Below are 22,116 nucleotides of genomic sequence, written 5' to 3'. Positions count from 1 at the left end.
ACGCGCGGGTCGTTAAGGGGGGCGAAATGATCGACAATACTGGCAGACATGGGAACCTCCTGAGGCTGTTTCCCGATAGACTGCCGCAACCGGTTCTTTTTGAAAAATATTATACGCGCTCGCCCTGCCGAGGCGCTGAATACCGATCAGGCAAGGGCGCGCCGCAGCGCTACTGGAGAAGACGCCCGCGAGCCTTCGAGGCGATCTGCCTCAGGCGCTCGCCCCATCATCCCGCTGATAGGCGCGATGGGGCCGAGCGTCGAACTGGCAGCCAGGACCTCAGTCCTTGGGCAATTTGATCGCGTAGAACATGCGGTTGTCGCCGCGCTGAACGAGGACGGCCACCGATCGACCTGGTAGCACGCCCTCCAGCACCCGATTGAAATCGGTCACGCTGGCCACCCCCTGGTTGTCGAACATGAGGATGACATCCCCGGCGTTGAGGCCGGCGTCGTCCGCTGGACCCGGGTCGATCGCCTCGATGAGCACACCGCCCTTCTCGACACCGAGTTGCTGGCGCTGATCGGCCGTGAGGTCACGCACCACCACGCCCAATCGGTTGGCCGTCTCCTTGTCGGACGGACGATCCGAACTCGCCAGCTCATCCTCGTCCGGCAGCTCCTCGATGGTGACCTCCAGCTGCACCTTTTCGCCATTGCGCAGCACCTCGACGCGCGCGGTCGCGCCGGCGGCTGTTTCCCCGACCAGCGGCGGCAGTGTGCTGGAGGTGACCACCTCGCGGCCGTTGTAGCTCAGAATCACGTCGCCCGGCCTGAGGTCGGCCGCGGCCGCCGGGCTCTCCGGGAGCACCTGAGCAACCAGCGCACCGCGCGGCTGGCTCAGACCAAAGGACTCGGCGAGCTCACGGGTCACGTCCTGAATGAGCACGCCCAACCAGCCGCGGCTCACACGGCCCTTGGTCTTGAGCTGGTTGACGACATCCATGGCCACGTCGATCGGGATGGCGAAGGACAGCCCCATGAAGCCGCCGGTCCGGCTGTAGATCTGGCTATTGACGCCGATCACCTCACCCTGCAGGTTGAACAGAGGACCGCCGGAGTTGCCCGGGTTGATGGCCACATCCGTCTGAATGAAGGGCACGTAGTTCTCCGTCGGAAGGCTGCGCCCTTTCGCGCTCACGATGCCGGCGGTGGCGGATGACTCGAAACCGAAGGGTGAGCCGATGGCAAGCACCCACTCGCCGACCTTCAAGTCTTTCGAGGAACCGATCTTGGCGGCCGGTAGACCCTGCCCCTCGACCTTGAGCAGCGCGATGTCGCTACGCTTGTCCGTCCCGACCAGGGTCGCGACGAACTCACGCCGATCGCTGGTGCGCACGATGATCTCGTCGGCGCCCTCGACCACGTGCGAGTTGGTCAAGACATAGCCATCCGGCGAAACGAAGAACCCCGAGCCGAGCGAGCGGGATTGGAAGCTATCGTCCGGCAGCTCGCCCTCTTCGCCGAAGAAGTGCCGAAAGAAATCCTGCAGCGGACTGTCCTCGGGTAGGTCCGGCACGGAAAAGCCGCGCGGGCGCTGCGCGACGGATGCTGACTGCTTGGTGCTGATGTTCACGACGGTCGGACCGTTTTCGGACACCAGTTCCGTGAAATCGGGGAGTTCGCGACTGAACGCCATGCCCGGGGCCAGTGCACAGCAGAGCAGTGCGGTCAAAGCGAACGACAGTTTGGATGTGGATCGCGCTGATGTGGATCGCATGGGTGCTCCAAATTAAAGCGAATCGCTCACACCCGGCGCGACGTCCGGCCCGGGCGTGGTGATCGAGTTCGGTGCGAGACGCCGCAAGACGCGCGGACGGCGGCCCGGATTACGCGCTGACACAACACTGTAGCCGCGAAGCCACAACAATGCCAGCACGAGACCGACCACGGCGCCGAGAAGGCTCATGGCCTCTCTGTGATCGCCACCATAGGCGTCGCCGACGACGGCACCACAGATCAGTGCGAGGACAGGCACCAGATAGGCCGCAACCGCGGCCTTGAGTAAACCTTGCTCGCTGATGCCGACCGCAACCCGATCACCGACGACCGCTTCCACCGGGTTCAAGGCGGTCAGCTCCACCGGCCGCCGTGCGAAAAAACGTTCGAGCAGTGAAGTCCCGCACGCCCCGCTGACCTCGCAATGGCCGCACGCACTCTGGCGCTGGGTCCTCACCCGCGCATAACCGCTCGAGACGGCGATGACGATACCTTGCTCCTCGATCACGGCCTTACTGGACCCGCGGGTCAGCCTCCGGCAGCAAGTGCGCGCCAGCGATGGCGGCCTGAACCGTCGTCGCCGGCACCTCGCCGACCGCGACCAGCTGATAGCCATCCAGGCTGCGGCCCGCCGCATGCACGGCGCCGATGCTCGCAACGCCCTCGAAACCGTTCTCGGTATCCTGGTCGATATAGACCGAATAGGCCGAAAGACGGTCGGTGAACATGAAATGCTCGATCGTGGAGCCGTCCGGTTGTTGCATGTCGTGGTGCATGACCAGCTCGAACCCGGGGGGCACGTCAGCGAAGCGCCAGCGGCTCGCCGGCGAGGTGGCAGGCGCACTGCGGATGGGCTGACCTTGCGGATCGGCGACATCGCCATCGGAGGGATGGAACTGGATCGACGTGAACATGAGCTGCTCCAATGGATCCTGGTTCTGGTCGATCAGATCGGACTTCAAGGGCAGCGCCGTCTCGCGATCGATGTGGAATCGGTACCCGTATCTGAGCGCATCGCGCGGAATGAGCCCGATGACATCGGCATCCCGACCAGCGATGCGGGCGGTGCCGAGCAGTTCGATGCGGTAATGATCCACCAACGCATCCGGATCGATCCCTTCGGCATCCAGAAAGCGGCTGCCGCCACGATCGACGGAAATGGGATGACCATCGGGAAGCACGCACATGACACGCTCCTGTGCGCTCACCACGGCGCGCACCGGACCGCTGAGCGAGATGAGTCGCTCCTGCACCTGTCCGCGGTCGATGCGGTGCTGGAGATTCATCGCCTCCAAGCGGTTCTCGTGCAGATAGACGAGCGTCCCCTCGTAGTCGAGGGATCTCACCGCATCGGCCATCCGCGACAGCAGAACGGCGATCTGGTGGGAGGTATCGGCCGCCTCTCCGGCCTCCGCCCCTGGCGGCTCGCCCGCATAGACGCCGTGGACCAGGCTCAGCCAGCAGCAGAAGACACCCAGCCAAGGGGTCAGGCAACGAGGCTTATCGAGCTGTTTCATAGCCGACGAGGGTCGCATATGGCAGCATGCCCTTGGCACCCGTCGCGGGAGCCGTTGCCTGGTGGGTCACCAGATAGAGATCCAGCTTGTTCGCGAGTTCCGGGCGCTCACGCTGCAGACGGCGCATCGGAATGGATTCTCGCTCGACGAGTCGCGGCGCGTCTGAGCGAACATCGGCAATGCGCGGGGCGGGATTCTGCGGGGCGGGATTCTGCCGGTCGGCAATCTGTGCGTCGGCATCGCTCGCGTCGGAATACTGAGGGTCGGGCGCGGATGTCGGCGACTGGAAGAGAACGGGGGCGCCAAGAAAGGCCGCCAAGGCGACCGAGGCGGCCATGGAGACACCCGCCAAGCGCTGCAAATTCCGCCGTTGCAACCGCCTCGGCCGCTGCGGCACCAGCAGCGTGGGCTCCGCGGTCAGTCGCGTCCTCACATCCACCGCGATCGCGCGATGGCTGATCGCGATCGGCTCGCGACGCAGTGCCTGGCCGATCAGGTGGTAACGCTCCCAGACCGCCTTCAGCCCTGAGTCATCCTCCAATGCATTCAACAACCGTGAGGCGGACCCGGAATCGAGTTCACCATCCACAAGTTGCGAAAGTCGCTGTCTATGCTCCTCGGTCATGATCTCACGCCTGAGCTGATTGAATCGATGGTCGATCGCGCATCTTGAGACTGCGCATCACGCACGTTTTCTCGCCACGCCGATTCCCTGGCGCCAAGTCCAATCTCCTCGCCGACGGCCACGCCCCTCACGAGTCATCGAGCAGCGGCCGAAGGCGTTTGTCGATCGCCTCCCTGGCGCGGAAGATCCGGGATCGGACGGTCCCGATCGGGCAGTCCATGGCCGTGGCGATCTCCTCGTAGCTCATCCCCTCGAGCTCACGCAGCACGATGGCGGTGCGCAGATCCTCGGGCAAGTCGTCGAGGGCGCCCTGAACCGTCATGGCGATCTCGTCGCGCAGGAGGTGACGCTCCGGCGTCGAGGTCTCCCGCAGACGCCCCCCCATGTCCATCTGCTCCGCCACCTCGGTCTCGATATCGTCTCCCGGCGGCCGGCGGCCGGCGGCCACGAGATGGTTCTTGACCGTATTGACGGCGATGCGATACAGCCAGGTATAGAAGGCGCTCTCGCCGCGAAATCCGGGCAATGCGCGATAGGCCTTCAAGAAGGCATCTTGCGCAACGTCCATGACCTCGCTCGGATCCCGCACGTAGCGGGCGATGAGATTGGACACCTTCTGCTGGTACTTGAGCACGAGCAGATCGAAGGCACGCTTGTCGCCCGACTGCGCGCGTTTCACCAATTCCTGATCGGCGTTGCGCTCAGACATGAGCACGCACCGCCGACCTTCTAGTCAGGGGCTCAGTTGGCATGGACAATTGACCGAATGGGAAGTTCTTGGCTGTCATCGAGACAGGCCCGGATTTTCCGACATAACGCATGAAACCTTGATCCAGGTCGCGAAATCGACGAGCTTAGGGACATCGGTGACCGACCAAGCGTATGGCTCCGGCATCGCGCCATACTGGGGCGGCGAGCACCAGGCAGCAACTGGAGAGACGAATCCGCACATGCCCGAGAATTGTTTCCGTCACGACGTTCTGATCCTCGGCAGCGGTGCTGCTGGTTTGAGTCTCGCCCTGAGGCTGAGAGACGACCTCTCCGTTGCCGTGGTCTCCAAGCGCGAGCTGATCGAGGGAAGCACCCTCTACGCGCAAGGCGGAATCTCGGCCGTTCTGGACGCCAAGGACTCCGTGGAATCGCACGTCCAGGATACCCTCAAGGCCGGAGCCGGCCTCTGCGACCGGGATGTGGTGCGGTTCGTCGTCGAGCGCGGCCCCGACAACATCCGCTGGCTGCTCGACCAAGGCGTCCAATTCACCCGTGCCGAGGAATACACCTCCGCGGGCGGCTACCATCTTACCCGAGAAGGCGGCCACACTCATCGCCGCGTCGTGCACGCCGCCGACGCCACGGGTCGCGCGGTCGAGACCACGCTGGAGGCGCAGGTGCGCGCCAGACCCAATGTCACGCTCTACGAGCAGCATATCGCGGTCGACCTCATCACCTCCAGACATCTCCCCCAAGCCAAGGATCACAGATGCCTGGGTGCCTACATCCTGGACAGGGGCAGCGGGCGCGTCGAGACCTTCCTCGCCCGCTTCGTGGTGCTTGCCACGGGCGGTGCCAACAAGGTCTACCTCTACACCAGCAACCCCGACGTCTCCACCGGCGACGGCATCGCCATGGCCTGGCGCGCCGGCTGCCGGGTCGCCAACATGGAGTTCATGCAGTTCCATCCGACCTGCCTCTACCATCCGCAGGCCAGGTCCTACCTCATCACCGAGGCACTGCGCGGTGAAGGCGCCCGCCTCCTGCTGGCGGACGGCGAGCGGTTCATGCCGAGATTCGATGCCCGCGCCGAGCTCGCCCCGCGGGATATCGTCGCGCGCGCCATCGACCACGAGATGAAACGGCTCGGCACCGACTGCGTCTATCTCGACATCTCCCACCGCCCCGCCGACTTCATCACCGAGCACTTCCCGACCATCCACAGCCGCTGCCTGGAGCTCGGCATCGACATCACGCGCGAGCCGATCCCGGTGGTGCCCGCCGCCCATTACACCTGCGGCGGCGTCATGGTCGACCGTCAGGCACGCACGGATCTTGCCGGGCTCTATGCCAGCGGCGAGACGGCCTACACGGGTCTACATGGGGCGAACAGGATGGCCAGCAACTCGCTACTCGAGTGCCTGGTCTATTCGGAATCGGCGGCGCAGGACATCGAGCGCCTCGCGGGCGAGTACGATCATCCGCCGGAGGCGCCGAGTTGGGACGAAAGCCGGGTCACGGAGCCGGACGAGGAGGTGGTCGTCACCCACAACTGGGAAGAGCTGCGCCGCTTCATGTGGGACTATGTCGGCATCGTGCGCACCAACAAGCGGCTACGCCGCGCCAAGCGCAGGGCGGATCTGTTGGCGCAAGAGGTGATCGAGTACTACAGCAACTTCAGGGTCAGCAACGACTTGATCGAGCTGCGCAATCTGCTCGAAGTGGCAGACCTCATCATTCAATCGGCGCTGCGCCGACGCGAGAGTCGCGGTCTGCATTACACGGTCGATCACCCCCTCAAGGACGCCAACCAACGCCTGCCAACGGTGTTGATCCCGGACAGCTATCAGCCGCGCCGGCAGGATTGAGGGGGCTGTAACGGAAGGCTCCGAGGCATCCGGATGCGTCGAGCCAACCGATCTCACAAGGCGTCAAAGCACCTTGCTGACCAGCTTGATCGCCAGATCCTGCGGATCGGTCTCGATGCGGAAGCCGAGCGACTTCACGAGCGCCAGCATCCGGCTGTTGGCCGTCAAGACCTCCCCCTCCATCATGCGGAAGCCGCGCAACCTGGCGTTCTGCATGAGCGAGCGCATCAGCCGGGCACCGATGCCGAGATTGCGCCAGGTATCCGAGACCACGATGGCGAACTCGCAGGCATCGCCACCCGGACGGGCCATGTAGCGCGCCACCCCGACCTCGGCCTCGGTGCCGCCGTGCTCGACGACCCCAATGAGGGCCATCTCGCGGTCGTAGTCGATCTGGGTGAAGCGCACCAGCATCTCCGGCGTCAGCTCCTTGATCGCCTGCATGAAGCGGAAGTACTTGGTCTGCTCGGAGAGTCCGCGCACGAACGTCTGCTCCATCTCGGCGTCTTCGGGGCGGATGGGGCGAATGACCAGATCCTTGCCGTCCGGGAGTTGTACCCTCTCGATGAGTTGACTCGGGTAAGGGTGAATCGCCATGTGGCCGTACGTCGGCTGTTGCGGTGGACGGTAGTCGACATCGATGCGCACATCCACGGCGATGACCTCCTTGTCGTTGCCGATCAGGGGGTTGATGTCCATGGCCAGAATCTCGGGCAGCTCGCAGACCATCTCGGAGACCCGCTGGAGGATCCTGGCGAGCGCGACCCGGTTCATCGGCGGCATGTGCTGGAAGGCGCCCATGAGACGGGCGATCCGGGTGTGGTCGATCATGGTCTCGATGATGAAGGCATTGAGCGGCGGCAGACCCAGTGCCCGGTCACCCAGCACCTCGACCTTGGTCCCGCCCGCGCCGAAGATGATCACGGGCCCGAAGATCTTGTCGCGGAAGACCCCGATCATCAGCTCCCGCGCCGATCGGGTCGAAACCATGTGCTCGACGGTGATGCCTTCCATCCGCGCATCGGGGCGCAGCCGTTTGGCCCGATCGACGATCTCGGTGAAGGTGCGACGAACGGATTGAGCGTCGTCGATATTGAGCTTGACCCCATCGACATCCGACTTGTGTTCCAGATCGGGCGAGTTGATCTTCATCACGACCGGAAACCCAAGCGCCTCCGCGGCCATCAGGGCCTCATTGGGCGTGCGCGCGAGTACCGCCTGCATGGTCGGGATGCGGAAGGCGGACAGGATCGCCTTGGCCTCGATGGTTCCCAGCACCTTGCGGCCTTCCGCCATCACCCCTTCGATGATGAGTCGTGCCCCCTCGACGTCCGGTGGATCCTCGTAGGACAAGGGCGCGGGCGATTGCATCAGCAGCTTTTGGTTGCGCTGATGGGTCGCCAGGAAGGAAAATGCCTCGACCGCCGCTTCCGGACTGTCGAAGTGCGGGACATCGTGTTCGGAGAGCAGGCATTGCGCCTCAGCCACATGGTGGCCGCCCATCCAGCAGGCGAGCACTGGCTTGCGGCTGCCCTTGCTCGCCTCGATCACCTGCTGGGCCGTCGCCACCGGGTCGCCGAAGACGAGCGGCGCCAGGATGCAGATCACGCCGTCGACTTCCGGATCGGCCAGGCACGCATCCAGGGCGATCCGGTAACGCTCCGGAGGGGCGTCGCCGATGATGTCCACGGGGTTGCCGTGGGACCAATAATCCGGAAGCGCCTGCTCCAGGGTTTGGCGCGTCGCGTCGCTGAACTGGGCCAGCGTCAGGCCCAGCTCGACGGCGCGATCCACCGCCAGCACGCCGGGGCCGCCGCCGTTGGTGATGATGGCGATGCGCTCCCCACTCAGCCGTCGCCGCGTGCCGAACACCTGAGCGGCGGCGAAGAGCTGATCCAGGTTCGCCACCTGGACCACGCCGGCGCGGTCCGTGACCGCGCGAAAGACATCGGCGGAGCCGACGAAGCCGCCGGTGTGAGACTTGATCGCGCGGGTCCCGGCCGGGTGGCGCCCCGCCTTCACGACCACGACGGGCTTCAAGCGCGCGGCGGCCCGCAGCCCGCTCATGAAATGCCGCGCGTTGCGGATGCCCTCCACATAGAGAAGGATGCACTGCGTCTGGGTGTCCAGGGCGAGATAGTCGAGGATATCGCCGAAGTCCAGATCGGCCGCCGCGCCCAGCGAGACCACGGCGGAGAAGCCAACGCGCCGCGGCTCCGACCAATCGATCATCGCGGTACAGATGGCCCCGGACTGCGAGACCAGGGCGACGTTGCCGCGGCGCGGCAGGTCCTCGCCAACGCTGGCATTGAGCCCATGCTGGGGCCGCATCACACCGAGACAGTTCGGTCCCAGGACGCGGATGCGATTGCGCCGCGCGGCCTCGACCATCTTTTCCTGCAGCGCGACACCCCGCTCGCCGTGCTCGCCGAAGCCGGCGGAATGCACGACCGCCGCCTTGACCCCAAAGCTGCCGCATTGATCCAGTATCGCGGGAACGCATTCGGCGGGCGTGGCGATCAAGGCCAGGTCGATCTGTTTGTCCAGGTCATTGAGCGAGCTGTAACAGGGCGCGCCCCCAACATGCTCGTACTTCGGATTGATGGCGTAGCACTGGCCCTTGTAGCCGCCCGCGAGCAGGTTGCGGAAGACCATGCCGCCGATCGAGCCCTCGTTGTCGCTCGCGCCGAAGACGGCCACGGCGCCTGGCGTGAAGAGTTGGTCAATGTCGGTCAAACGCATGGGGTCTGCCCTCTAAGGCGAAAAAGCGGTTTAATCTGTCGGTAGTGAGATCTGTCAGGAACCCGATCTGCCAGGAACCTGATCTGTCGACGTGCCGCAAACGTGCGAGACAGCGACCATTGGACGTCCATCTATACGAAAAGTCGCCAGAGATCCATTGAGCCCTCTGCCGCGATCGAGCCTTGAGGACCTTTCATGAACCTCGCCTTCATCTCCCATCAATCCTGTCGCGAGCACAAGATGGGCGCGCATCATCCCGAGTGCCCTGAGCGCCTCCACGCCATCCAGGACCGCATGATCGCCTCCGGCATGGAAATGCTGGTGACCCACTACGACGCGCCGCAGGCGACTGTCGAGCAGCTGGTGCGCGTCCACGACCCGGACTATGTTCAACGGATCTTCGCGTCAGCGCCGCACGCCAATGACGTGCTGGCCTGGATCGACGGCGATACGGCCATGAACAGCCACACCCTGGAGGCCGCGCTTCATTCGGCCGGAGCCGCCATTCTGGCGGTCGACCTGGTGATGAGCGACAAACATCATGCGGCCTTCTGCTGTGTGCGCCCACCGGGCCATCATGCCGGGCGGGCAAAGGCCGCCGGCTTCTGCATCTTCAACAACCTGGCCGTCGGCGCCGCCCATGCCCTTGAGCACCATGGGCTGGAGCGCATCGCCATCGTGGATTTCGACGTCCATCACGGCGACGGCACGGAGGAGATCTTCATCGGCGATGAGCGCGTGCTCTTCTGCTCCAGCTTTCAGCATCCCTTCTACCCCGGAACAGGCGCGGACACGGATGCCCCGAACGTCATCAATCTCCCCTTGCCGAAATTGACCGACGGCGAGGCCTACAAGAAGGCCGTCGAAGCCGCCTGGCTGCCGCGCCTGGACGCCTTCGCCCCCCAGTTGATCATGATCTCCGCCGGATTCGACGGCCACATCGAAGACGACATGGCCCATTTCAACCTGCGTGAGCCGGACTACGCCTGGATCACCCGCGAACTCCACAAGCTCTCCATCAAGCATAGTGGAGAACGCGTCGTTTCCTTTCTCGAAGGGGGTTACACCCTCTCAGCGCTCGGGCGCTGCGTCAGCACCCATATCGACGAGCTGATCGGACACCTCTAGGAGCATCGCTACCAGGAGCATCGCCACAGACGGCCGAGACGTTTCGCGCGCGCCAACCCGCTCGCCAGCGCCTGAAGCCTCGTGAGAATCGACAGCCTGACAGCTTGGCCGACGTGCAATCGCGCCCGCCCCGCAAACACCGCCCGCGGGCGGTCGCGCGATGCTGCACCGCAGCACAAGGATAGTCACAAGCCCAGCGCCGCGCAATCACGGACGCCATGAGTGTCGCGCGTCCCTGATGCCCATCCCAACCCCGCCAAGAGGATCTCAGATGACGGCCATTCTCTGGCTCCGGCGCGATCTGCGCTTGGACGACAACCCCGCGCTCATGGCCGCCTTGGACAGCGACCAAGGCGTCTTGCCGCTCTACATCCATGCCCCGAACGAGGAAGCGCCTTGGGCGCCGGGCGGCGCCAGCCAATGGTGGCTGCATGGGAGCCTGCGGTCGCTGGACGAGGCGCTGCGACAACGGGGCAGCCGTTTGAGGATCGAGCGCGGCGACAGCCTCGCGGTGCTGCGGCGCGTCATCGCCGAGTCAAGCGCCACCGAGGTGCATTGGAACCGGCTCTACGACCCTGAGGCGCGCGCCCGCGACGCCCGCATCAAGCAGGCCCTGCGCGCGGATGGCCTGCGTTGCGAGAGCCACAAGGCCAGCCTGCTCTTCGAGCCTTGGGAGATCACGAAGTCGGACGGGCAGCCCTACCGGGTCTTCAGCGCCTTCTGGCGCGCCTGCGTCAAGTCGCTGGCGCACCCCAGACCAGTGGCGGCGCCCGCCAGATTGCCCGCCACCGCGCCGCCCTCCGGCGCAATCGCCCTGGACGATCTGCAGCTCTTGCCGAGGATTCGCTGGGATCAGGGACTCCAGTCGAGCTGGCAACCCGGCGAGCCGGCGGCACTTGCGCTGGCGGAGCGCTTTCTGCACGCGCAGGTCGAAGACTACAAGGCGGCGCGTGACCTCCCCGGCGTGGTCGGAACCTCCAGGCTCTCGCCCTATCTGCACTTCGGCGAGATCAGCCCAAGGCGAATCCTCGCCCTGGTCATGGATGCCTTCGGGGACCCCACCTCCGAGCCCGTCGAGAGCTTCGTGCGCGAGATCGGTTGGCGCGAATTCGCGTATCACCTGCTCTATCACTTCCCCCAGACACCGACCGAGCCGCTGGAGGCGCGCTTCGCGGACTTTCCCTGGTCCAGCGCAGAGAACCAGGGCGCGCTGGATGCCTGGCAGCGGGGGCAGACCGGCATCCCCCTGGTCGATGCCGGCATGCGCGAGCTTTGGCACAGCGGTTGGATGCACAACAGGGTCAGGATGGTCGTCGCCTCACTGCTTACCAAGAATCTGCTGATCCCCTGGCAGGCGGGGGCGCGCTGGTTCTGGGATACACTCGTGGACGCCGATCTCGCCAGCAACACCCAGGGTTGGCAATGGACGGCCGGCTGCGGCGCCGACGCGGCCCCCTACTTCCGCGTCTTCAATCCCATCAGGCAGGGCGAGCGTTTCGACCCGCAGGGCAGCTATGTCCGCCGTTGGTGCCCGGAGCTCGCGCGGCTGCCGGACAGTCACATCCACCAGCCCTGGGCCGCGCCCCAGCCGACCCTGCGCGCCGCCGGCGTCAGCATCGGAGGCAACTACCCCGCCCCCATCGTGGATCTGGCCGCGTCGCGCCTGCGGGCGCTGGCGGCCTACGAGCGGATCAAGGGCTGAGGGCGCCGCGTCAGGCGAGCAGACGACGGATCGTCAATCCAGCCAGCATCAGCCCATAGAGGGACGGCATGTAGCTCAGGGTCCCATTGACGGCGCGGGGCCGTCCGCGCCCGGCCTCCTGCGGAGGCAGCGGCGGCAGCGGCGTCTCGTCCGACCAGACCACGGTGATGCCACGCCCGACACCGCGCCGCCGCAAGCGGCTACGCACCTCGCGCGCGAGGGCGCAGACGCGCGTATCCATCAAGTCGCCAACCTGGACCCGGGTCGGATCCAACCGCCCACCCGCACCCATGCTGCTGAGGATGGGGCGCCCGAGCCGCCAGCTGGTTTCGATCAGGGCCACCTTGCTCCTCAGGCTATCGATGGCGTCGACGACCTGATCGAAGGGCTCGGCGAGAAACGCCTCCATGCGATCCTCAGCGAGGAATTCAGGGATGGGCTCGACCCGGCAGCCGGGATTGATGTCCGCGATGCGCTCGGCCATGACATCCGTCTTGCGCCGGCCGACCGTCGAGCGCAAGGCGACGAGCTGGCGATTGAGGTTGGTGGGATCGACCCGGTCGTGATCGACCAGCGTGAGCGCGCCGACGCCGGCGCGTGCCAAGGCCTCGGCGACGAAGGAGCCCACGCCACCCAGTCCAGCGACCAGCACATGCGCCCGGCTCAGACGCGCAATGCCCTCGTCGCCGACCAGGATGCGGGTGCGGTCCCAGAGCGGATCATCTAGCGTCAGCGGTCCCTGAGTCATGCGAGCCCCAGCACCGCGCGGGCGTTAGCGGTCGTTCGAGCGGCGATCTCGGCGTGATCGACCGCGCGGATCTCGGCCAGCGCGGCGAGCACCTGAGGCAGATACTCCGGACTGTTGCGCTCCCCCTGGTGGCTCGCGACCGTCATGTCCGGGGCATCCGTTTCGAGCACGATCGCCTCCATGGGTAGCTGCGCCGCGAGCCTGCGCAGCTTGGTCGAGCGTTCGAAGGTCAGCATGCCACCGAATCCCAGCTTGAAACCAAGCTCAAGATACTGAGCCGCCTGCTGCAGACTGCCATTGAAGGCGTGCGCGATGCCGCCGCACACCGGGATCCGGCGCAGGGCCGCCAGAACCTCGTCATGCGCCTTGCGCACATGCAGGAGGACGGGGAGCCCGGCGTCTTGCGCGATGCCCAGCTGGGCCTCGAACAGCCGCTGCTGTCTCCCTGCATCCAACTCGCGCACGTAGAAATCCAGCCCGATCTCGCCGATGGCGAGCGGTCGGGAACGCTTGACCAGGCGCTCCAAGTCGACGAGATCCGCATCAGCGTGTTGCTCCAGGTAGACGGGATGCAGCCCAAGGGCCGGATAGAGCCTCGGCCGGCCCTTCGCGACGCACAGCTCCAGCAGGCCCGGCCAGCCTCGGGCATGAATGGCGGGGATCACCAGGGCCGTGAGACCGGCGTCCTTGCAGGCCGCGCGGACCGCGTCACGGTCGGCATCGAAGTCCGCCACGTCCAGATGGCAGTGCGTGTCGATCAGCTCCATGGATGGCTACCCCCTCGACGCATGGACGCCAGCGCGATGGATGCGCGCATGACTGTGCTAGTCTTTTGTCAGTCGAAATCGGACGACGCGACCGATTCGGCCAAACCGCAATGCCCGCAGGCCGCCTATTCGTCCTCCTCAGGATCGCTGAATGAAACAGGCACCCGGAAAGATCGTCATCTTCGGTCAGTACAAGAGCGGCACCACAGGTGTCTTCACCAAGATCCGCAACTCGCTTCCGGCGGACACCAGAACGCTGTTCGAGCCCCTGGCCTACAACGCGGAAGACCAGGACGCAAACCGCTGGGTCCTGGCGAAGACCATTCTCAAGTTCGTCGGGCATCCCGAGCCCGTGGACTATGACAGCTTCCTCGGTTTCGACCGGCGAATCTACCTGGTCCGCGACCCGCGCGACTGGCTGGTGAGCTTCACCCTGTTCCTGTGTCAGGAGAAACCGTCGATCTTCCAGGACGACGACGCCCTGCGCTGGGTCATGGACTACCTGAAACGCAAAGAGGCGCAGCCGCGGCAGCTCCCACTCAAAGCGCTGCTGGACTACCTCTTCGCCGCGCCACCCGCGATGACACTCGACTTCTTCGCAGAGCGCACGCGCGGCCTACAGGCCTTCTGCATGGGCTTCGAGGAGCGTCTGGGCGGAAACGCCGTGACACTCCGCTACGAAGATTTCGTCGATGGGCGGCTTGCACCCCTGAGCGACTATCTGGAGCTCGAGCTCGCCGGGGACGCCAAGGTCGACCGCCAATACGCGCATGTGCCACGCACCTGCGCCCATGGCGACTGGAAGAACTGGCTGACTGCCGAGGACGAGAGGGTCTTCCGCCCCTATTTCGACGACTACATCCGCCACTACGGCTATCAGGCCGATTGGCGGACCAACGACGCCCCCAGGATCGACCCCGCGCACGGCTCGGAGTACGTCGAGCGGGTCGTGCGGATGAAGCGGCAACGCCTCGCCGGGCAGGGCTAACCGGCGGCATCCCACCCGCAGGACAGCAGTCTCCGGCTAACGCCCATGCTGTGATCCCGGCATCCCGCGGAGCCTGGAGTCGCGGCGGGGCGCCGCTCCCACCAAGGCAAGCGGCTGGGGTGCTGTTGCGCGGCAACAGGGCGGTACCCTTCCCCACCCTTCGCGGGGCTCAAGCACCTGACGTCGTCTTGAGATCCCGCACATAGATCGCCTTCTGCGCACCGCGCCCGACGGCGCGCTCCTCGAGATCGAACATCTGGGTGGCCTTGAGCAGTCCGCTGAGCTTGGCATAGCCATAGTTGCGGGAATCGAACTCCGGGCTGCGCTTGGCGATGGCCGATCCCACCGGCCCGAGCGAGGCCCAACCCGTGTCGTCGGCCGCGCTGTCGACGGCGTGCCGCAGCAAGGTCACCAGCTTGATGTCGTGCTTCAACTCCTTGCCGCTCTTGCGTCGCGAGGAATCGTTGCCGGCATCTTCACGCAGCACCTCGGTGAAGACGAACTTGTCGCAGGCGGCGACGAAGGGCTCGGGTGTCTTCTGCTCGCCGAATCCATAGACGGTCATGCCCGACTCACGCAGCCGAGAGGCCAGCCGGGTGAAATCGCTGTCGCTGGAGACGATGCAGAACCCTTCGAAGTTGCGCGAATAGAGCAGGTCCATGGCGTCGATCATCATGGCCCCGTCGGTCGCGTTCTTGCCCTTGGTATAGCGAAACTGCTGGATCGGCTGGATCGAATGGCGCAGCAGGGTGTCCTTCCAGGGCGCCAGGTTCGGCAACGTCCAGTCGCCGTAGATGCGCTTGACGTGGGCTGTGCCGTATTTTGCGATCTCGGCCAACAGCCCTTCGACGATGCTGGCCTGGGCGTTGTCCGCATCGATCAGAACGGCGAGCTTGAGGTTGTTGGCTTCAGGCATGGTCATCGCTTCCCGCAGTCATATCGCTTCCCGCAGTCTTTCGGAATTGTCCGGCCGCACAGGGAGGCACTCCCTGTCCTGTCTTGCCGCTGTCACCAGATGAGGTCGTCTGGAACCTGGTAATCCGCGTAGGGATCATCGCCATCGGTGCGTTCCGTGGCCTGATTGAGTACCAGGATGAGGGAGGCGTCGCGCGCGCGCACGCGCTCGGCGATCTCCGCCGGGATGACCTCGTAGAAGGTGTCCTGACGCACGATGGCCAGGTTGCCGGCGACCAGCTTCGCATGCTGCTCCTTGTTGACATAGATGCGTTTGAGTGCGTTTCCGTCCGTGAAGTTGTAGGCCAGATCGCCCCCGTCCCGCACCACCCGATGCTTGTGGATGAGCTGGCGGACCTCGTTCTCGGCGGCGCGCAGCGTGGCCTCCTCCTGGCGCTGCCGATTGAGCTCGCGGTCGCGCGCCGCCTTCTCCGCCTGCGCCCGCTGAGCCGCCTGACGGGCCTGCTGCTCTTCCGGACTGATGCGCTTGCCGGTCTGCTTGGTCTGCTTGCGTTTCGAGGAGCGCGCCTGCTTGAGCTTCTGCTCATCGACCAGGCCGGCCTTGAGGAGCTGTTCTTGGAGTGAGTTTCCCACGCCGTGGTTCTCCGCAATGAATGAATGGGGACGACATCCTGTAAACCGGCAACGAGCCCGACGCGAGCGGCACCCCTCGCGGGGATCACTCCGCCGTTTGCGCGAGAGGATCCGACAGCGGCGGCCCGGAGGCAAGCCCGGGCTGAGAATGCACATTTTTGTCGCCGAGCACCCGAGATGGTTACAATCCGCGCCCGGAAGGACGCGACGCCCACCACCAGAAGCCCGAGCGAAGCACTGATTGGGCGCAATCTCGGCGCTCGGCCCAGGCACGAACCCCTGCGTGACGCGGGATCGGTCCTCCACTTTGCACCGGCTCAAAGACCCGGCCCCTTCTTCACACCACGGAGTGCGTTCATGACTCGTCTCTACCTGTTCGTCGCCCTGATGCTGTCCATCGCCCTGCCTGTCCAAGCGGCGAGCACCACGAGCGTTGGCTATGTCGATATGCAGAAGGTGCTCGAGGCGAGCACGCTTGGAAAGCGGTTGCAGGAGCAGCTGCGCAAGGACTTCGAGCCACGCGCCAAGGTCCTCGGGGAAAAAGAGCGCGATATTCAAAAAATGCAGCAGGAACTCGCGCGGGACAAGCCTCTGATGAGCAAGGATCAGGTCGCGAAGAAGGAAAAAGAGATCAAAAGCCAAATCGAGGCCTACCAGAAAGAGGCCATGCCCGTTCAGCAGGAACTCATGAAGGTCCAGCAAGAGAAGGGCCGAGAGATCATCGCGCCCGCCCGCAAGGCGGTGGACGCCGTCGCCAAGAAAAAGAAAATGGGCATGGTCCTCGAACGCGGTCTGGCCGGACTGCTCTATATCGACGAGTCGCTCGACATCACGGCCGATGTCATCAAGCAACTGGACGCGACCACCAAGTAGGCGCCCGCGCGCCCGCTCGCGACCTAGTCTTGACAACTCGGTGACTGGACTGTTTCAAGCAAAGCCGCTGGGGTATACTTTCGGGCGCTTTGGACATTCCGCTCTGCCGCTCAGAAGGGCGCTGAAAACGGCTTCGAACGACTCGATCGGGCTCACGCGAACCGCTCAGCGACAAACAGCTGCTCGGCGAGAAACTCGGGTCGCTCCATCGCCGCCCGCATTTGGCCTTGTGCACTCCGCGCTCGCGTGACAGTGGCCTGGTCAGCCTTGGCTGTAGCCGTTGCAGCCGTTGAGAGGCCGCAGCGGCGGCCCGCAGAGCCGGCGACAGGGGGTTGGTTGCCATCGTCCAGGCTGCGTCATTTGTGTTTTATTTGACCGCACGCGTCGGACGCGTGACGGACTCCGTCAAGAGGAGCGGACCCCAATGCTTGGTGAATCACACGACCTGCTTCACGAGTTCCCGGACTTGGAGGCGAAGATCGCGAACCTGCGCTCAGAGAACCCAGAGTTCGCGAGTCTCATGGACCAATACGACGGCCTCGACGCGCGCGTGCGCAATATCGAGGAGCTCGGCACGCCGGTGGCCGACGAGACCATCGAAGAGCTGAAAAAAGAACGGCTGCAACTCAAGGACACGCTCTACGCCATCCTGAGGGGCTAAGACCCTCGCGCGCGCCGGCCCCTGGAAGACTGAACGACAGCTGCACCGACCCGAACGACCCGGCGCCACTCACCCGATCCGAGCCCGCGGCGACACAGGACTCAAGAGCGAGCCTGTCTCGCCGGGTATGGAGATCGTGCGAGACAGGCTCGATCCTGCTGAGCGTGCCTTGCCAGCATCCAAATCGGCTCGACCGCGCTGGGTGGTCGCGCGACAGAGATGGGGCGAGCGGCGAGCCATCCTAAAGGTTCGGACGCGGGCACCGGCCTATCCGCCCCCGCGGCCGAGACTGAGGCGCAAGACCCACAAGCGCCTGACCTCCCGCGCAACCATCTGGAATCACCGTGGATTTCCGCATCCTCCCTGTCACCCCCTTTCAGCAGAACTGCACCCTCTTCTGGTGCGAAGAGACGCATCGGGCCGCCATCATCGACCCAGGTGGCGACGCGGCGCGCATCCAGGCCACGATCGAGACCCTTGGGCTGGTCCCCGAGCGTGTTCTTCTCACACACGGCCACATCGACCATGTCGGGTCGAGCGCGAGCATCGCGGCCCATTACGGCATTCCCATCCTTGGCCCGCACCCCGACGACGCCTTCCTGATCGAGGATCTAGCCTTGCAGAGCCGGATGTTCGGTTTTCCGCCCGTGCCGGCCTTTCAGCCTGACCAGTGGCTCCAATCCGGAGACGCCATCGAGATCGGCACCGCACGGTTGGAGGTGCTGCACTGCCCGGGACATACACCGGGCCACGTCGTCTTTCTCAACGCCCAGGATCGGCTGGCCCAGGTCGGCGACGTCCTCTTTCAAGGCTCCGTGGGGCGAACCGATTTCCCCCGGGGCAACCACGCGCAACTCATGGCGTCCATCAAGCAGGGACTCTTTCCACTGGGCGACGACATCCGCTTCATTCCCGGACACGGTCCGATGTCGACCTTCGGAGAAGAGCGCCTGACCAATCCATTCGTTCGTGGCTGAGCCACGCGCGGCGGAGCTGACATGCTATTCAAGCGATTCTTCGAACGACGCAGGCAGGCTTCCGAGCAGCCCAAAGAGCACGCCAAGCCAAGACATGAGGAGGCCCTGAAGCAGCAGGCGCTCGGGCATCCCGAGGCTGCGCGGCGTCTCGAGGCGCTGCATCAGCTGACCCACCTCGCAACCCTCCACCAGGCGCTGAGCGAAGATGCCGACACCGGCGTGCGTGAGACCGCCGCCGCGCGCCTCCATTCCCTGTTGTGCGATCCGCACTTGGAGGAGACGCCCTCGCCCGCTGTGTCGGCAGCCCTCACAGGGTTCGAGGGGCCGGCGGCGCGCGCGGACCTCGCCCTGCGCGGCCACCACCCGGAGGTACGCCGAACCGCCATCGAGCACCTCGAAGACGAATCCGTGCTGACGCAATGCGCAGTCGAGGATCGCCTCGCGGCGAACCGCAACCTCGCCGTCGAGCGTATCCAGGGCAAGGCAGCCCTCGAAGAGGTGGTGCGGCGCATCGGCAAGCGTGACAAGAACGTCTACCGCGCGGCACGCGAAAAGCTCCGCGTGATCCTGGAGCGGGAAGAGCGCCCGCACCTCGTCAACGCCCAGTGCGAAGACATTTGCGCCAAACTCGAGCGCCTCGGCCGGCTCGGTCGCTGGACACAGGACCGCGCCCTGCTCGAGCACCTGGACCGCCAGTGGGCCGAGTTCCAATCAGAGGTCGCACCGGTGCTGGCGTCGCGCTTCAACGCCGAACGCACGCGCTTTCTGGACGCCTACACCGCCTATTGCGAAGAAAACGCCACTCAACTCGCAGAGCAAACGGCTCGACGCGCTGAACAAACAGCTGAACGCGCTGAACAAGCAGCTCAACTCGCCGACCAAAGCGTTCAATCTGCGATTCATCGCGACGCGGATGCCCTGCTCGCCGAGCTCAGAGACCTGCCGAACGGCCTCGAAGAAGCCGCCTTGGCGAGCGAACTCGAGCGCATCGCCGAGGCCTGGCAGGCGCTGCCCCCGCTGCCGGAGCAGGCACAACGCGCCCTCGACACGCACTACGCCGCCCTCATGCAGGCGGCCAACCGCGACCGAGCGGATGAACCCAAGCCGGATGAACCCAAGCCGGATGAACGCGCACAATCCGAGCGACTCATCCAGACGGCCGCCAAGCTCGCACAGATGCTCGCCGAGCCCAAGGTGCTCGATGAAAAGCGCGCAAGGGCGCTTCTCGACGAAGGCGGAAGGCTCGCCGAGGCATTGCCCGGATCGGACGCCGCCACTGCCTTCCAGGAGGCGGCCGAGCCACTCGAGTCGCGCCTGAAACACCAACGTAAGCAGGCCGAGCAGAAGCTCGCTCGCTTCGATGAGCGACTCGAGGCGCTGGAAGCCCATCTCACTCAAGGCGAACTGAAGAAGGCCGACCCGCTTTACCAAAGCCTGCAGGCCGGGATCGATCTGGTTCAGGCCAGTGGCGTCGGTCGCGGCGAGGTCGCGCGCATCACGAAACGCCTGCGTGCATTGGCCCCGAGGCTACGGGAGCTGCAGAATTGGCGCCGCTGGGGCGCGGACCAGCATCGCGAAGGCCTCTGTGCCGCAATGGAGGAGTTGGTCGACAAGGAACAGCCCCTGGAAGCCCTCGCCGAACGGCTGCATGCGCTGCAGATGGACTGGAAGGGCCTCGACAAGACGGGGTCTCCCGCCAACCAGGCCCTCTGGGAGCGTTTTCATACCGCCTCAGCGTCCGTCTACGAGCGCTGCCGGCCGTTCATGGAGGCCCAGACCGCCGAGCGCGAGGCCAACCGTGCCGCGCGCGAGCGCGCCTGCGAGCAGCTCGATGCCTTCCTGGCCCAAGTGGACTGGGAGCGCGTGGACTGGAAAAAGACGCTGAAGGCCGAGCGTGAAATGCGCCAGGGCTGGGCCGCCATCGGTCCGACCGAGGGACGCCACCGCAAGGCGCTCGAACGCCGGTTCCACCAATCGCTGCGCCGGCTCGACCAACGCCTCGACGCCGAGCGCAAGCGCAACCAGGCACACAAGCAGGACCTGGTAGCGCAAGTGCAGGCGCTGATCGACCTCGCGGATCTGGATGCCGCCATCGAGCAGACGAAGGACCTGCAACGGGAATGGCACACCACCGTCCCGGCCCGCCAGAAGGACGAGAACAAACTCTGGCAGCGCTTCCGCGCGGCTTGTGATGCCGTTTTCGAGCGTCGCGCCGTCGTGCAGCAGGCACACGCCAATGAGCTCAAGGCGAACCTCGACACACGCGAGGCCATTTGCCAGGAAGCGCGGGACTCGGCCAGCCGCGAGCAGGATCCCAAGCGCCTCGCCTTCGCGCAGCGCGAGCTCATGGAGCGCTGGCGGGCCGCCGAGCATCTACCCGTGCCGCGCCAGGCGGCAGCGCAGCTCGCCCAGGCATGGAAGAAGGGCTACGCGGCGCTCGAAGAGCGTCGACGTGCTGGCGAGGAGCAGCAGCGGGTCGCCTCGCTGGACCTGCTGCAACGCCAATCCGACCTCTGCCAGCAGCTCGAGCACAGCGCCTTGGGAGACGCGGAGGGATCCGCCGCCAGCGCTCGGAACCTCCAAGCCCTGTGGTCGAGTCTCGGCGTGCATGAGGACGCCACGCTCCAGGCCGCCATGCAGAGACGCTTCGATCGCGCGCTGAAAGCCACCGAGGACCCGGCTGCGCGCACCCAACAAGAGGCGCAGATGGCAGCCAATGCCGAGCGTCTGCAGCAGATGTGCCTACAGCTCGAGATCGCCGCCGGCGTGGAGTCCCCGCCAGAGCTGGCACAGCAGCGCTTGGAGCTGCAGGTCGCGCGTCTGGCGGAACGCATGACCGAGGGGGAAGAAGACCCACTGCAGGGTGCCGCGCGCCTCCTGCACGATTGGTATCTGTGCGGTCCAGCAGCGCGGGATGACGCCCTGAACCAACGCTTCGCTCGGGTCCGCGCGTCCCTTACTCAAGGCGGCTCGGCAACCGTCGCAAACCTCTGAGGCCATGCCCGAAAAACACCTTCCCCGTAGGATGGGCAAAGCTTAGCGTGCCCATCTTGCCAGCGCCGCGCCTTGCAAGATGGGCACGTCCGGCAGGCGCCGCGGCTAAAGGTGACTCACGAGCACGGACTTTGCCCATCCTACCGAGCCGCGTCTTCCTGGGTCAGGTCATCGCCGGACTTTGGGCCTTGGTCATCGGTTGGTTGCGCCAGGCAAAGCCTGGAAGGAGAGGAAGATAGCGGACGGATAAGCGAATCGGAAACTCCTTGTTGCGGCCCACCGGGTGAAAGTCCCGAGCCGGTAAGGATTGGCCATCCACCGGAACCGAGTGTGGCGTGGTGCGGGAGTGATCCCGGCTGCGAAGCGAACACAGGGGGCGTGTAGGCTGTGTGATAGAGCCCCGAAACTGATGCCAGCGGAGCCGACGCATTCCAATCACCGGAAGGCAACAGTCTCGGCATTGTACTGGCCTGATGCCGAGACTCCGCCGGGGTCTGAGAGCAGGGCATGCACGCACGGGTCGCCCAGGAACCTGGGAGGGCTCAGTCG

General features: G+C 65.2%; 18 protein-coding genes. 8 read left to right on the top strand and 10 right to left on the bottom strand.

Annotated elements, in window-relative coordinates:
- Window positions 1-279 precede the first annotated feature (279 nt).
- The 5 genes from CKO23_RS19850 to rpoE all read right to left on the bottom strand — a co-directional run bounded on the left by CKO23_RS19850 (window position 280) and on the right by rpoE (window position 4,569).
- Window positions 280-1,719 (bottom strand): DegQ family serine endoprotease, encoded by a 1,440-nt coding sequence (locus CKO23_RS19850; protein WP_200333931.1) that lies wholly within the window; start codon window positions 1,717-1,719, stop codon window positions 280-282.
- Between the two features lie 12 nt (window positions 1,720-1,731).
- Window positions 1,732-2,226 (bottom strand): SoxR reducing system RseC family protein, encoded by a 495-nt coding sequence (locus CKO23_RS19845; RefSeq protein ID WP_200333929.1) that lies wholly within the window; start codon window positions 2,224-2,226, stop codon window positions 1,732-1,734.
- A 4-nt stretch (window positions 2,227-2,230) separates the two neighbouring features.
- Window positions 2,231-3,235 (bottom strand): MucB/RseB C-terminal domain-containing protein, encoded by a 1,005-nt coding sequence (locus CKO23_RS19840; protein ID WP_242482588.1) that lies wholly within the window; start codon window positions 3,233-3,235, stop codon window positions 2,231-2,233.
- Window positions 3,219-3,860: a sigma-E factor negative regulatory protein gene (locus CKO23_RS19835; RefSeq protein WP_200333919.1), complete on the bottom strand. Its 642-nt coding sequence runs from the start codon at window positions 3,858-3,860 to the stop codon at window positions 3,219-3,221. Before CKO23_RS19835 ends, CKO23_RS19840 begins: the two co-directional genes overlap by 17 nt.
- A gap of 127 nt (window positions 3,861-3,987) precedes the next feature.
- The gene (rpoE, locus tag CKO23_RS19830) at window positions 3,988-4,569 is read right to left on the bottom strand and encodes an RNA polymerase sigma factor RpoE (RefSeq protein WP_200333917.1); all 582 of its coding nucleotides are present in this window, start codon (window positions 4,567-4,569) and stop codon (window positions 3,988-3,990) included.
- 241 nt (window positions 4,570-4,810) lie between these two features.
- Here rpoE and nadB point away from each other — a divergent pair, with 241 nt between their 5' ends.
- Window positions 4,811-6,439, top strand: a complete 1,629-nt coding sequence (nadB, locus tag CKO23_RS19825) for an L-aspartate oxidase (RefSeq protein WP_200333933.1) — start codon at window positions 4,811-4,813, stop codon at window positions 6,437-6,439.
- Window positions 6,440-6,502: 63 nt separating this feature from the next.
- Here the strand turns inward: nadB and CKO23_RS19820 are convergent, their stop codons facing one another.
- Window positions 6,503-9,181 (bottom strand): bifunctional acetate--CoA ligase family protein/GNAT family N-acetyltransferase, encoded by a 2,679-nt coding sequence (locus CKO23_RS19820; RefSeq protein WP_200333915.1) that lies wholly within the window; start codon window positions 9,179-9,181, stop codon window positions 6,503-6,505.
- 195 nt (window positions 9,182-9,376) lie between these two features.
- Between CKO23_RS19820 and CKO23_RS19815 the strand changes: the two genes are divergently transcribed.
- Complete coding sequence (locus CKO23_RS19815) at window positions 9,377-10,309, top strand: histone deacetylase family protein (protein ID WP_200333913.1); 933 nt, start codon at window positions 9,377-9,379, stop codon at window positions 10,307-10,309.
- 271 nt (window positions 10,310-10,580) lie between these two features.
- Complete coding sequence (locus CKO23_RS19810) at window positions 10,581-12,011, top strand: cryptochrome/photolyase family protein (protein ID WP_200333911.1); 1,431 nt, start codon at window positions 10,581-10,583, stop codon at window positions 12,009-12,011.
- Between the two features lie 10 nt (window positions 12,012-12,021).
- On the opposite strand, the gene CKO23_RS19805 is transcribed toward CKO23_RS19810, so the two are convergent.
- Both CKO23_RS19805 and CKO23_RS19800 read right to left on the bottom strand, forming a co-directional pair.
- The gene (locus CKO23_RS19805) at window positions 12,022-12,759 is read right to left on the bottom strand and encodes a tRNA threonylcarbamoyladenosine dehydratase (RefSeq protein WP_200333902.1); all 738 of its coding nucleotides are present in this window, start codon (window positions 12,757-12,759) and stop codon (window positions 12,022-12,024) included.
- A complete protein-coding gene (locus CKO23_RS19800; protein ID WP_200333900.1) occupies window positions 12,756-13,526 on the bottom strand; it encodes a TatD family hydrolase in 771 nt (256 codons plus the stop codon). Before CKO23_RS19800 ends, CKO23_RS19805 begins: the two co-directional genes overlap by 4 nt.
- Window positions 13,527-13,677: 151 nt before the next feature.
- On the opposite strand from CKO23_RS19800, the gene CKO23_RS19795 reads away from it, so the two are divergent.
- Complete coding sequence (locus CKO23_RS19795) at window positions 13,678-14,514, top strand: hypothetical protein (protein ID WP_200333898.1); 837 nt, start codon at window positions 13,678-13,680, stop codon at window positions 14,512-14,514.
- Between the two features lie 169 nt (window positions 14,515-14,683).
- On the opposite strand, the gene CKO23_RS19790 is transcribed toward CKO23_RS19795, so the two are convergent.
- Complete coding sequence (locus CKO23_RS19790) at window positions 14,684-15,430, bottom strand: NYN domain-containing protein (RefSeq protein WP_200333896.1); 747 nt, start codon at window positions 15,428-15,430, stop codon at window positions 14,684-14,686.
- A gap of 92 nt (window positions 15,431-15,522) precedes the next feature.
- A complete protein-coding gene (locus CKO23_RS19785; RefSeq protein ID WP_200333893.1) occupies window positions 15,523-16,062 on the bottom strand; it encodes a DUF2058 family protein in 540 nt (179 codons plus the stop codon).
- 357 nt (window positions 16,063-16,419) lie between these two features.
- Between CKO23_RS19785 and CKO23_RS19780 the strand changes: the two genes are divergently transcribed.
- The 4 genes from CKO23_RS19780 to CKO23_RS19765 all read left to right on the top strand — a co-directional run bounded on the left by CKO23_RS19780 (window position 16,420) and on the right by CKO23_RS19765 (window position 21,567).
- Window positions 16,420-16,935, top strand: a complete 516-nt coding sequence (locus CKO23_RS19780) for an OmpH family outer membrane protein (RefSeq protein ID WP_200333891.1) — start codon at window positions 16,420-16,422, stop codon at window positions 16,933-16,935.
- A 424-nt stretch (window positions 16,936-17,359) separates the two neighbouring features.
- Entirely contained in the window at window positions 17,360-17,596 is a 237-nt protein-coding gene (locus CKO23_RS19775) for a YdcH family protein (RefSeq protein WP_200333889.1), read from the top strand.
- 344 nt (window positions 17,597-17,940) lie between these two features.
- The gene (locus tag CKO23_RS19770) at window positions 17,941-18,573 is read left to right on the top strand and encodes an MBL fold metallo-hydrolase (RefSeq protein WP_200333887.1); all 633 of its coding nucleotides are present in this window, start codon (window positions 17,941-17,943) and stop codon (window positions 18,571-18,573) included.
- Window positions 18,574-18,594: 21 nt separating this feature from the next.
- On the top strand, window positions 18,595-21,567 hold the full coding sequence (locus tag CKO23_RS19765; RefSeq protein ID WP_200333885.1) for a DUF349 domain-containing protein: 2,973 nt from the start codon (window positions 18,595-18,597) through the stop codon (window positions 21,565-21,567).
- The last annotated feature ends 549 nt before the right edge of the window (window positions 21,568-22,116 follow it).

Source organism: Thiocystis violacea (assembly GCF_016583565.1).
In the GTDB taxonomy this organism is placed as follows: domain Bacteria; phylum Pseudomonadota; class Gammaproteobacteria; order Chromatiales; family Chromatiaceae; genus Thiorhodococcus; species Thiorhodococcus violaceus_A.
The sequence above is the reverse complement of the archived record's forward strand: the minus strand, read 5'-3'. Positions and strand labels throughout refer to the sequence as shown.